We start from the raw sequence: 11,870 nt of genomic DNA, 5'->3' as shown, positions 1-11,870 counted from the left end.
ATACCAGCTGCCTCTGCCCACGATAATCTGCAGGGAACCTCACACACTGGCCTTTGTTTTGTAACCTTGCCGTCCCTGGCGGACGATCGCCGCCGTGGCGGTTTTGCACAGAATTTCCCGATTACACTGGAAGCCTTGCGATTCTTGGGCCTAACATGCGGTGCCGCCAGCCAAGCCCGGTAACCTATGCTCACCGCTTCCGTATTCCGCCTGGATCTGCGCCGATTGATTCTGCTGCTGGCAATACTGAGCTCGCTGGCCACGCTGGGGATCAGCTTCTACGCCAGCTACCAGGTACAGCGGCAGCTACTCATCGATAGCACGCTGGAAGCCAACCGCACCTACGCAGCCAAACTCGCCGACAGCACCGAGAAGTTCTTCCGCTCGGCCCAGCAGCAACTGCGCTTCAGCGCGACCCAGCTGGCCCGGCAGCTCGATGCCCCCCGGATGGTGGAGGCAGAGGCACAGCGCCTCAACGAGCAGACCAACAGCTTCAACAGCATTGTCATCACCCGCGGCGACGGCGAGGTTCTGGCCACGGCGCCGGCGACCCTGGAGATCATCGGCCAGCAGCTTGCTTCACCAGGCGCGCTGGAGGCGCGGCGTGAACGTCGCCCCATGATCAGCAAACCGTACGTCTCCGCCGCGGGCAACCTGGTGGTCTTCATCTCGCAGCCGATCATGCGTGACGGGCAATACCTGGGATACGTGGGCGGCACCATCTATCTGCGCCAGGAGAACATCCTCAACAGCCTGCTGGGCGAGCATCATTACCAGGACGGCTCCTACCTCTATGCCGTCGACGGTGACCGCCGGCTGCTGTACCACCCCGACGCCGCGCGCGTGGGAACCATCGTCACCAACAACCAGGTGATCGATGCGGTCGTGGCTGGGCGTTCCGGCAGCCAGCGCGTGATCAACAGCCAGGGCGTCGACATGCTGGCGGGCTACGCCGTGGTGCCCATTGCCGGCTGGGGAATCGTGGCCCAGCGTCCGACGGCCTCCACGCTGGTCGAGCTCAACGACCACATGCTGGGCGTGCTCGGCCATACCGCGTTCCCGGTGGCGCTGGTGCTGCTCTGCATATGGACCCTGGCGCGCCTGATTTCCCGTCCCTTATGGCAGCTGGCGCAGGGGGCGAGCGAGTTGGATACGCCGGATATCTCCGAGCGCATTCGCAAGGTCCCCTCCTGGTATTTCGAAACGGCGCAGCTCAAGCGCGCCCTGTTGCTGGGCATCGGCCTGCTCGAACAGAAGATCGGCAGGCTGCATCAGGACGTCCAGACCGACCCGCTGACCGGCCTGCGCAATCGCCGCGGCATGGCCAATGCGCTGGACATACTGCAGGCGCAAGGCAACCCGTTCGCCGTCGTCGCGCTGGACATCGATCACTTCAAACGCATCAACGATGGCCATGGGCACGCGGCCGGCGATGCGGTGATCGGCCAGGTCGCCGAACTGATGCGCTCAGCGTCCCGCTCAGCGGACGTGCTGTGCCGGTACGGCGGTGAGGAGTTCCTCATGTTTCTGCCGGAAGCCGATATCGACGTGGCCGTGCTGGTCGCCGAACGCCTGCGTGAGTGCGTGGCACGAATGCCATGCATCGAACCGGTCACCATCTCGATCGGCGTATCTATCTGCCAGCCTGCCGAGCAGAGCGTCGAACAAGCGATCAAGGCAGCGGACAAGGCGCTGTATCAAGCCAAGCAGCGCGGCCGCAACCGGCTGGTGATCGCCGAGGACTGATAGGCCGGCGGCCATGACCAGACGTCGCGCCTTCATGCCGCATACCAGGCGGAACCCGCCCTTCCGCGCAACGTCACATGTCTAGCAATCCCGCTGCGCGGATTGGAGAAGACCATGACGACTACCGATGACTCTATGCGAAATAGAAGTCATCCCATCCAGGAGGACATGGAGGTTCAGGCCAGGCTCTGGCACATGGAGCGACTGGGTTGGATACTGCTCGGCACCATCGTTCTGGCTACGTTGCTGGGTTTGTTCAGCACCGGCCCGCTCAGCAAGAGCATATCCGCCACTGCGTCCAGGGAGCTGCAGGTCGAATACCAGCGATTCGAACGCAATGCCGCATCGAGCGGCATCAGGATTCGCGCAAAAGCCAACCCCGAAGGCGATGCCCGGATAACCATCGACGGGAAATTTCTCGATACCTTCACGATCGAGACGATCCAGCCCCAGCCGGTGGAGTCCCGTAGTACCGGGGCGGGGCTGGTGCTGCAGTTCAAGGCCGACGGCGATGGCTGGGTCGCGGCCTACTTCACCATTCGCCCCGACGCCATAGGTCTGGCCAGATTCTCGGTGAGGTCGAACGGACAGCGTGTCGGTATCTGGCAGCTGGTCTACCCATAGGACGCCAAGATGGACTCGGTTCTACGAGCTGCCGCGATATATCTGATCCTGCTTGTACTCTTCAGGATTGCGGGACGGCGAACGTTATCCGAAATAACCAACTTCGACTTCGTCTTGTTGTTGATCATCGGCGAAGCGACTCAGCAGGCGCTGCTCGGCGATGACTTTTCCGTCACCAACGCCATGCTGGTGATCTGCTCGCTGGTGGCGATAAACATATTCCTGTCATTGATCAAGCAATGGTCGCCCAGGGTCGCGAAATACCTGGATGGCGAACCGATGATTCTTGTTGAGTACGGCAAGACCATCAAGCCACGTCTGGCGCGAGCGAGAGTGGACGAGAGCGACATCCTGGAAGCGGCTCGGAGCACGCAGGGGTTGGAAAGCCTCGCTCAGATCAAGTTCGCGATACTCGAAAGGAACGGAAAAATCTCCATCATTCCGCAGGAATAGCCTGTCGTTTAATCGCCCCCCCAGTAAAAAAGGCGTACCCGCAGGCACGCCAAATCAGTCCCGATCCTGGCCTTCTATTTGATATCGCTGATCAAGCCTCGCCGCACCAATGTCTTGATCTTGATCAGATGGTCATCTTCCTGCGCCTTGGCTTTGACGAAGCCCTTGGCGATACCGGAGTGACCGCCGGCTTCGGCCAGCTCGATCAGCAGTTCCCACGCGGCATTGTCCTCCAGCTCGGCGGTCAGGAGCGCATTGAGGCCCTGCGCGATGTTGGTTCGCGGATCGGTCAGTACCTGCATCAGGCCCATGGACTTTACCGCGGCGACATCGGCGCACGGTGTCTGCGCGGTGGGGTCGGCGCCCAGATTCCTGATGGCATCCTCGACCATCAACATATGCTCGAACTCCTCGTCGCGAATATGCTGGAGCACTGCCACCAGGTCGGAGCCCACGACATCCATTGCCTTGACCTTGGCGAGCATCGCGTCGTACAGGCGAACCCCATTGCGCTCGAAGGCGATCCGTTCGCCAAGCTTGTCGACCAGTACTTCAGGGCTCTTGCCCTTGACCATGTCGAAAGTGGATTTGAGCATTCCCTTCGCCGAACCGGGAACGGGGACCGAGCCGATACGGTCGGCCTCTTCATTGCGCTTGCTACGCTCGATCATGAGCAGGCTGTCGTCACCTGCGACATCGGGATGCGTATGTTCGACGGCCTCCATCAGCCGCTGAGTATCTTTCGGAGACATCTGCACACCGGTGAAATTGGTGCCAAGCTTTGCTGCAGTCGCCATCTTGGTTCTCCTCAGGAAGCCTTGCGAAACAGTTCACCACCCGGCGCCCACTGGTAGCCCGCGGACACGATGTCCGATGCGAGCCCTTGGGAAGCCAGGTGTTTACGGTAGTCAAGCGAGGATTGCGGCTCCTTGGCCTTGTCCACGTAGGCCGTTCCGGCAGAGCGCAGGTCGACCTCGGCCGCCAGTACCTGGCGCACGAAATCGCGTTGGCTCTTGAACTCCACCATCTTCGGCAGCGGGCCGGCCAGGATCTCCGCCGGATCACGGCCCTCGATCTTCTTGAACCATTCGCAGGCGACGTTCAGGTGGCCCAGTTCGTAGTCTAGGAAGCGCTCCCAGATCGCCTTGATCCGCGGATTGGTTTCCTGCTCGGCGCAACTGGCGTACATGTAGACCTCCATCGCCTCGTGCACCAACCACTTCTCGATGTGGCTCTCGCTGGGGTCGGACAACGAGCCATACTGGGTGACGTGCTGCTCTTCCACCGAGGCGATCTCGGCATAGAGCTGCCGCGCCAGCGGATCGGCGAACAGCGGACCGATGTTCTGGTAATAGTCGTGGGTCTGGTATTCCGCACCGGTGATCAGTGCCGCGTGAATCTTGGTGATCAGCGCCGCCGTGTTCTTCTCGTAGTTGTCGCGGATGTCGTTCTGCGGATGGCGATGATGCTCGGAGGTTTTGCGCCCTGGGACGATATCGGTATAACCCTGCAGGATATTGTTGGCATCCTTGCCTTCCAGGCGGTCGAGCATGGCCGAGTAGCGATACAGGTGGTCGAAATCCTCCAGCAGACCGAAGCGATAGGTCTGTGCCTGGTAGGGATCAGGCTCGTTCTGCGCCACCGCGGCAGTGACCTCGATCGCGACCTGTTCATAGGCGACGGTGGTTTCCAGCGGCGAGTGGTCGGCACCGATCAGCCAATTGATCATGGTCGCCTGGTGCTGCTCGGTGCGACGAATCTCGGCCAGCGGCAAGCGCAGCTCCTTGTTGAAACGGGCAATGCCGTGCTTGAGGCGTAGCGAATCGGTTTCCACCCCATTCATGAGGATGATGCGCACGCGGGTAAACGCATCGTCATCGAGCTTGCTGATCGGTTTGCCGGCCATTTCCTTCCATGTGAATTTCTGTTTATCCAGGGGCGTACCTTTGTTGTCGAAAATTCCGGAAAGGGTCTCCATGGAGCCTCCGTTGTCGTGCGTGAATATCGGGCAATCAGGGATCGCGCCGGGAAGTGGGCGATCCTTAAGGCTGACCGGTGAGCCGCGCCGAGAATTCAATTGCCCCCGCCAGGCGGAAAAGTGCTCCAGGCGCGGATGACCGATGAAGCGAGCCAGTCAAGGAATGCCGCCCCGCCAGACATCCCGTGCCTGCCCGCCTCGCCGCTTCGCTTGCCCGCGCTTACAGGGTTTTACCCGCTCGTCGGATAGTCCCGATGGTGCCCCGGGTGGGGCAAGAAGGCGTCGGGGAGGAACTACGCTTCACCTAGGAGCAACGGGCCACTGGTAGAGGCATAGGTGGAAAGCGCTTGCGGTACCCCATGGAGCAGCACGAGTGACGGCGCGCCCCCGGATTGCAATGGCGCAACGCAAGCATCGACCTCGGTTCGCCTCGTACCCATTGCTCAACGGCAAAGATTTTGCACTGGTGAGAACGAATCGATCAGTAACGCTCGGCAGCGCCGAGCGTCCTGCCTGCCATGGGAACCCAGCGATGAAATCCTTGCGACTGCCTGAAGCGTTCAATGCGATTCGGGCGTATTTTTCCCCCCTCCACTTCTATGCCGCGATGGACTCACCCAGCACCATCACGGTCACCATCCGCGACGAAGCCGGCGTCAGTTGCACTCTTGACGGCATTCCTTGCGCGACCTCGCTGTCCCATGCCGAACTCTTCCAACTGATACGCACGGTCGAGGTTCATCTCGAGGCCGCCAATCCCGGGCTCATGGACCAGCTGGCGCGTCCTCGCATGCAGTTCGACGGAAAAAAACTGTCCTGAAGCAGCAAGGCCGGCCACGCCGAACCACGGTATCTGCGCACTGACGATCGGCGCTGCTTCAGCTACGCGACAGGCATCGAAAATCCTCGGATAGCTGTATACTCGCGCGCTATTTTTTCCATGCCGTGAGAACCGAGGCGGCCTGCAATGTCGAAGAAAGTCGGAAATATCGGGTTCGTGTCGCTGGGCTGTCCAAAAGCAACCGTCGACTCCGAGCGCATCCTCACCCAGCTGCGCCTGGAGGGTTACCAGATCGTACCGTCCTACGAGGATGCCGATGTGGTGGTGGTCAATACCTGTGGCTTCATCGACAGCGCCAAGGCCGAATCGCTGGATGCCATCGGCGAGGCGCTCGCCGAGAACGGCAAGGTGATCGTCACCGGCTGCATGGGCGTGGACGAGAACAACATCCGCGGCGTGCATCCCAGCGTGCTGGCCGTTACCGGTCCGCAGCAGTACGAGCAGGTGGTCAATGCCGTGCATGAGGTCGTACCGCCGAGCATCGAGCACGATCCCTTCGTCGACCTGGTGCCGCCGCAGGGCATCAAGCTCACTCCGCGCCACTACGCCTACCTGAAGATTTCCGAAGGCTGCAACCACACCTGCAGCTTCTGCATCATCCCGTCGATGCGCGGCAAGCTGGTCAGCCGGCCGGTGGGCGACGTGCTCTCCGAGGCCGAGCGCCTGGTCAAGGCCGGCGTGAAAGAAATCCTGGTGATCAGCCAGGACACCAGCGCCTATGGCGTCGACCTCAAGTACAAGCTCGATTTCTGGAACGGCCAGCCGGTCAAGACGCGCATGCTCGAGCTGTGCGAGGCGCTCGGCCAGATGGGCGTGTGGGTGCGCCTGCACTACGTCTATCCGTACCCCAACGTCGACGACGTGATCCCGCTGATGGCCGCCGGCAAGATCCTGCCGTACCTCGACATCCCCTTCCAGCACGCCAGCCCGAAGGTGCTCAAGGCCATGAAGCGCCCGGCCTTCGAGGACAAGACCCTGGCGCGCATCCAGCAGTGGCGCGAGGCCTGCCCCGAGCTGACCATTCGTTCCACCTTCATCGTCGGCTTCCCCGGCGAGACCGAGGAAGACTTCCAGTACCTGCTCGACTGGCTCACCGAAGCCCAGCTCGACCGCGTCGGCTGCTTCCAGTATTCGCCGGTCGAGGGCGCGCCGGCCGAGGAAATGGGCCTGGAGCCGGTACCGGACGAGATCAAGCAGGAGCGCTGGGACCGCTTCATGGCACACCAGCAGGCGATCAGCGCCGCCCGCCTGCAGCGCAAGGTCGGCCAGGAAATGGACGTACTGATCGACGAAGTCGACGAGGACGGCGCCATCGGCCGCTCCTGGGCCGACGCTCCGGAGATCGACGGCATGGTCTACGTCGACAGCGAGCGACCACTGCAGCCCGGCGACAAGGTACGCGTACGGGTGACCAACGCCGATGAGTATGACCTCTGGGCCGAGGCAATCTGACCCGCCCGTCGCGAGACGCCCCGCACAGACGGGGCGTTTTCATTTCTACCGCCTGGCAATGCGGCGCTGCGCCCGCTTGCAGCATCGCGGCCAATGGCTATGATCGGCAGCCCGCCTTCGCCTCCGGAGAAAAACCATGTCGTCCGATTCTCGCTTCACTGCCATGCCCGATGCCCACGGTTACTTCGGCCCCTACGGTGGCCAGCTGGTGCCGCCGCACCTCAAGCAGGCCATGGACGACATCGACCTGGCCTACGAAGAGATCCGCCAACGCGAGGATTTCCAGCAGGAACTGGCGGCGCTGTTCGCCGACTACGTGGGCCGGCCGAGCCCGATCTTCCATGCCCGGCGCCTCTCCGAGCAGCTCGGTGGCGCCCAGATCCACCTGAAGCGCGAGGACCTGAACCACACCGGGGCACACAAGATCAATCACTGTCTGGGCGAGGCACTGCTTGCCCGGTTCATGGGCAAGACCAAGGTGATCGCCGAGACCGGCGCCGGCCAGCACGGTGTCGCCCTGGCCACCGCCTGCGCGCTGGTGGGCATCCCCTGCGAAATCCACATGGGCCAGGTGGACATCGAGAAGGAACATCCCAACGTCACCAAGATGAAGATCCTCGGCTGCAAGCTGGTGGCAGTCACCCGCGGCGCGGCGACGCTCAAGGAAGCGGTGGACAGCGCCTTCGAGGAATACCTGAAAGACCCGCACAACTACCTCTACGCCATCGGCTCGGTGGTCGGCCCGCATCCGTTCCCGAAGATGGTCCGCGATTTCCAGTCGATCATCGGTAACGAGGCGCGCGGCCAGTTCCTCGCCAGACACGGCCGCCTGCCGGATCACGTGGTCGCCTGCGTCGGCGGCGGCTCCAACGCCATGGGCATGTTCACCGCCTTCCTCGAAGACGCCGCGGTCGAGCTGGTGGGCATCGAGCCGGCCGGCGAAAGCCTGGACAAGCCCGGCCGCCATTCGGCGACCCTGTCCAAGGGCAAACCCGGCGAACTGCACGGCATGGCCTGCTACGTGCTGGAGGACGCCGAGGGCAACCCGTCCGCGGTGCACTCCATCGCCTCCGGCCTGGACTATCCCGGCGTCGGCCCGCAGCACAGCTACCTCAAGGACATCGGCCGGGTGAACTACCAGACCGCGACCGACCAGGAGTGTCTGGATGCCTTCATGACCCTGTCGCGCGTGGAGGGCATTATCCCTGCCCTGGAAAGCGCCCACGCGGTGGCCTGGGCGATTCGCACCGCACCGACGCTGGGCAAGGACAGCCACATCCTGGTCAACCTCTCCGGCCGCGGCGACAAGGATGCCGACTACGTCGCCAAGCTGCTCGGTCTGTAACGCTTCGCAGCGGGCCGTCGCCGTAACCGGAGCGGCCCGCTGCGCAACGCGGCGCCATAGCGGGTAAGATGCCCAGCCGCCCGTCCGTATCCAGGCCTGCCCCATGCAACACAGCGTCTCGCCGATCGGCTACGTCCGCTCCTGCTTCAAGGAGAAGTTCGCCATTCCGCGCCAACCCAGCCTGGCCCCGGCCGCACGCGGCGTGCTGGAACTGCTTCCGCCGTTCGACAAGGGCGATGCGGTGGCCGGGCTCGAACAGGTCAGCCATGTATGGCTGCTGTTCCTCTTCCATCAGGCGCTGGAAAGCACGCCACGTCTCAAGGTGCGACCGCCGCGCCTGGGCGGCAATCGCATGGTCGGCGTGTTCGCCACCCGCGCGACGCATCGCCCCAACGGTATCGGTCAATCGGTGGTCAGGCTGGATCGGGTCGAAGCGGATCGGCTGTTCGTCTCCGGCATCGACCTGCTGGATGGCACGCCGGTGCTGGACATCAAGCCCTATGTGCCCTACGCCGACGCGCTGCCGGATGCGCGCAACGAAATGGCTGCGGACGCGCCGGCGCTGATCGAGGTGCAGTGGACGGAAAGCGGGTTGCAGCAGGCCCGCCGCGAAGCGCTGCGCCTCGGCGAGCCGCTGGTGGAACTCATCGAGCAATGCCTGGCGCAGGACCCGCGCCCCGCGTACCAGAAGCCGGAGCCCGAGCGGCGCTACGGCGCGCAGTTCTGGGATGTCGACGTGCGCTGGCACTACCCTGCGCCGGGCACGATCCGCGTGCTCGAGGTGATACCCGCGACGCCGCGACCGACCTGAGGCCGGCGCGGCGCGACCTCACTTGCCGGCCGGGGTCAGCAACAGGCGCTGCGTGCCATAGACCTTGTCGAGATTCTCCGTCTTGAACGGGAAGCTCAGGTACTGTGCCTTCAGCCACGCCTCGATGCCGTCGGCGTAGTGCGGGCTGGCCGGGTTGCCGGATTGGCCCGAACTGTTCAGCCCGATCATCGGCTCGTCCAGCCCGAAGTCGACGATGATGCGCATCGCCGGGATCAGCCAGGTATCGAAGTCCGTGCCCAGGTGATAGGCCGAGGCATTCAGCGTACTGTGATCGCCGCCCATGGCATAGGGACCACGATCGAGGTAGTTGCCGATGGCGTTGATCTTGCTGCGCTGGCCGGCCGCCATGTGCGGCGCCAGCTGCGTCGCGCCGGAGGTCCAGCGAGCCGTATGCAGCTTGCCCCATCGCCAGGCGCTGCGCTCGTTGCCGAGACGGCTTTCCAGCAGGCTCACCGCAACGGCCAGGCTGCGCGCCAGGATCGCCGGCTTGTCTTCGCGCTGCGCGGTGCGCTGGTCGTTCCAGAACGGGCTGTCTTCGCGGCCGAGCAGATGGTCCGCCTGGGCCGAATAGGAGGTGTTGGCCGTCTGCACCAGCGCACGCCAGGCCGGCGAGTCCTCAGGCCCCAGTTCGTCGAGGAAGATCTGCCGCGCACTCTCGTGCAGGAAGGCGCCATACAGCGCGGCGTTGGCCGAATCGGCCGCGAGCTTGCCATCGAAGGCGAGCAACCGATCCAGCGCCTCACGCGCCTTGCTGCGTTCGGCGGCCGGCAGCGCATCGATCGCCCGGCGCAGCGGCCCGGCCATACCCGGCGCCTCGAACATCGCCCGCAGCTTGGCGGCGAACGGCGTGACCTGGTCGTACTGCATGGCGATGGTGCTGCGGGTGTCATGCTTGCCGCGCCCGGCCAGCTCCGCCAGCCGCTCATAGCGCTCCGGGCCGTACCAGGAGCTGGACAGCTGCATGCCATAGCCGCGCGGCACGCTGCGCTGGTTGGCGGTGCCTAGCCAGCCCTGGAACGGGTCCTGGTCGTAGGGATGCAGCATCGGGTCGGCATAGCCATCCCAGTCGTAGCGACCGTCCCAGCCCGGCGACGGCACCAGCCCCAGCCCCTCGCGACGGTTGGGGAAACGCCCGGTAACCTGCCAGCCGATCCCCTGCTGGTCGGCGAAGACCAGATTGAGCGCGGCGGCGCGAATCTCCCGGGTCGCCTCGAAGGCCTGGTCCACCGACTGCGCGCGGGACAGGTCGAAGAAGGCGTCCAGCGTGCGATCGGCTTCCAGCTGCGTGGTCTTCAGTGCCAGGCCGTAGCCACTACCGAGCTGCAACGGTTGCAGCGGGTGCTTGCGCTCGCCGAGTACGCTGTTGAGCAGCGGGCCGTTGCGGGTCTCGAAAATGGTCTCGCGGATCGGCCGCTCGCCCTTGACGAAGTAGGTCTCGTGGCGCTCGCGGGCCGGCAGCCATTTGCCATCGGCCAGGTACATCAGCCGCGAGCCTTCGCGACGCACCTGCTCGAGATAGAGGTCCTGGTTGTCGCCCATGACCATGGTCATGCCCCAGCCGAGCTTGCCGTTGAAGCCAGCCACCACGGCAGGGACGCCGGCGATGGTGACGCCCGCCGCCTGGAACTTCGGTGCGCGGACCTGCATGAAATTCCAGTACGAGGGCATCGACAGCGGCAGGTGCGTGTCGTTGGCCAGGATCGGCTTGCCGCTGCGCGTGTTGCTGCCGGCGATGGCCCAGTTGTTGGAGGCCGCCATGCCGGCCGGCGTCAGAGCCGCCAGCGGCTGCGTGGCACGTTCGAGTGCCGCCAGCCCGGGCACGCTGCCACCCAGCTTCAAGCCCTTGAGCTTGTCCGCCTCGTCGAACGGCAACGCCTCGTCCGGGTAGATGGGCAACAGCCAGGCCAGCTTGTCGCTACCCACTTTCTGCGCCATCAGCAACGCGGCGACCTCTTCCTGCAGGTTCTGCGACAGGCCGAAATTCAGCAGGCAGAACACCAGCACCGAATCCTCGGGCTTCCAGTACTCCGGCTTGTAGCCGGACTCGGCGAGGTCCATCGGCAGTTTGTCGCGATGGCGATACAGGTAGGCGTTCACGCCACGGGCGTACACCTCGAAGAACTTCTTCATCCTCGGCGAGGATTCACGGTACAGCAGCTCGGCGCTCTGGCGCAGATTGACCGCGCGCATGAAACGGTCGGTCTCCAGCACGCCGGGGCCGACCATTTCCGCCAGGCGACCCTGGGCCATCAAGCGCAGGCTGACCATCTGGCTCAGCCGGTCGCTGGCGTGGACGTATCCCATGGCGAACAGCGCATCGTGAAACGACGAGGTTTCGATCAGCGGCATGCCCAGCGAATTGCGCCGGATACTCGCACTGCCCGCCAGCCCGGTCAGCGGCTGGATGCCCTGCGCCGGCGGCAGGCTGGCGCTGTAGCGATTGTCGAGATAGGCCTGGCAGCCGCTGAGGCCGAACACGCCGAATGTGGCCACCAGGGCCAGGCGAACCAGAGGGAATGGCAGACGCGAAGACATCGACGGCTCCTGTGCGGGCTGGGCAAGGAAGGACTATCAGACTGGATGGCGCGCAGCGATGACG

The 11,870-nt window shown here is 63.9% G+C and carries 10 protein-coding genes; 7 read left to right on the top strand and 3 right to left on the bottom strand.

All coding sequences use genetic code 11. The annotated features are described in order from the left end of the window. Positions 1–186 precede the first annotated feature (186 nt). The 3 genes from BAY1663_RS08385 to BAY1663_RS08375 all read left to right on the top strand — a co-directional run bounded on the left by BAY1663_RS08385 (position 187) and on the right by BAY1663_RS08375 (position 2,823). The gene (locus tag BAY1663_RS08385) at positions 187–1,746 is read left to right on the top strand and encodes a sensor domain-containing diguanylate cyclase (RefSeq protein WP_037039471.1); all 1,560 of its coding nucleotides are present in this window, start codon (positions 187–189) and stop codon (positions 1,744–1,746) included. Between the two features lie 114 nt (positions 1,747–1,860). Next, positions 1,861–2,370 (top strand): hypothetical protein, encoded by a 510-nt coding sequence (locus tag BAY1663_RS08380; RefSeq protein ID WP_037039468.1) that lies wholly within the window; start codon positions 1,861–1,863, stop codon positions 2,368–2,370. 9 nt (positions 2,371–2,379) lie between these two features. Beyond that, complete coding sequence (locus tag BAY1663_RS08375; protein ID WP_037039467.1) at positions 2,380–2,823, top strand: DUF421 domain-containing protein; 444 nt, start codon at positions 2,380–2,382, stop codon at positions 2,821–2,823. 74 nt (positions 2,824–2,897) lie between these two features. On the opposite strand, the gene BAY1663_RS08370 is transcribed toward BAY1663_RS08375, so the two are convergent. Further along, positions 2,898–3,620 (bottom strand): ferritin-like domain-containing protein, encoded by a 723-nt coding sequence (locus BAY1663_RS08370; protein ID WP_037039465.1) that lies wholly within the window; start codon positions 3,618–3,620, stop codon positions 2,898–2,900. Between the two features lie 11 nt (positions 3,621–3,631). After that, complete coding sequence (locus BAY1663_RS08365) at positions 3,632–4,801, bottom strand: hypothetical protein (protein ID WP_037039463.1); 1,170 nt, start codon at positions 4,799–4,801, stop codon at positions 3,632–3,634. A gap of 373 nt (positions 4,802–5,174) precedes the next feature. Between BAY1663_RS08365 and BAY1663_RS25115 the strand changes: the two genes are divergently transcribed. The 4 genes from BAY1663_RS25115 to tsaA all read left to right on the top strand — a co-directional run bounded on the left by BAY1663_RS25115 (position 5,175) and on the right by tsaA (position 9,250). Then, positions 5,175–5,621, top strand: coding sequence for a DUF1652 domain-containing protein (locus tag BAY1663_RS25115; protein WP_256206617.1), 447 nt, complete (start codon positions 5,175–5,177; stop codon positions 5,619–5,621). Positions 5,622–5,768: 147 nt separating this feature from the next. After that, positions 5,769–7,094: a 30S ribosomal protein S12 methylthiotransferase RimO gene (gene rimO, locus BAY1663_RS08355; RefSeq protein WP_037039458.1), complete on the top strand. Its 1,326-nt coding sequence runs from the start codon at positions 5,769–5,771 to the stop codon at positions 7,092–7,094. Between the two features lie 136 nt (positions 7,095–7,230). Beyond that, positions 7,231–8,439 carry a tryptophan synthase subunit beta gene (gene trpB, locus BAY1663_RS08350; RefSeq protein WP_037039456.1) on the top strand — a complete coding sequence of 403 codons (1,209 nt, stop codon included), beginning with the start codon at positions 7,231–7,233 and terminating at the stop codon, positions 8,437–8,439. A 103-nt stretch (positions 8,440–8,542) separates the two neighbouring features. Continuing rightward, a complete protein-coding gene (tsaA, locus tag BAY1663_RS08345) occupies positions 8,543–9,250 on the top strand; it encodes a tRNA (N6-threonylcarbamoyladenosine(37)-N6)-methyltransferase TrmO (RefSeq protein WP_037039454.1) in 708 nt (235 codons plus the stop codon). 18 nt (positions 9,251–9,268) lie between these two features. On the opposite strand, the gene BAY1663_RS08340 is transcribed toward tsaA, so the two are convergent. Then, complete coding sequence (locus tag BAY1663_RS08340) at positions 9,269–11,806, bottom strand: penicillin acylase family protein (protein WP_037039452.1); 2,538 nt, start codon at positions 11,804–11,806, stop codon at positions 9,269–9,271. Positions 11,807–11,870 lie beyond the last annotated feature (64 nt).

It is taken from the genome of Pseudomonas sp. BAY1663, from assembly GCF_000582595.1.
GTDB classification, from domain to species: Bacteria; Pseudomonadota; Gammaproteobacteria; order Pseudomonadales; family Pseudomonadaceae; genus Stutzerimonas; species Stutzerimonas stutzeri_AF.
Note: the sequence above shows the minus strand (reverse complement) of the source record. Positions and strands in the feature narration are given on the sequence as shown.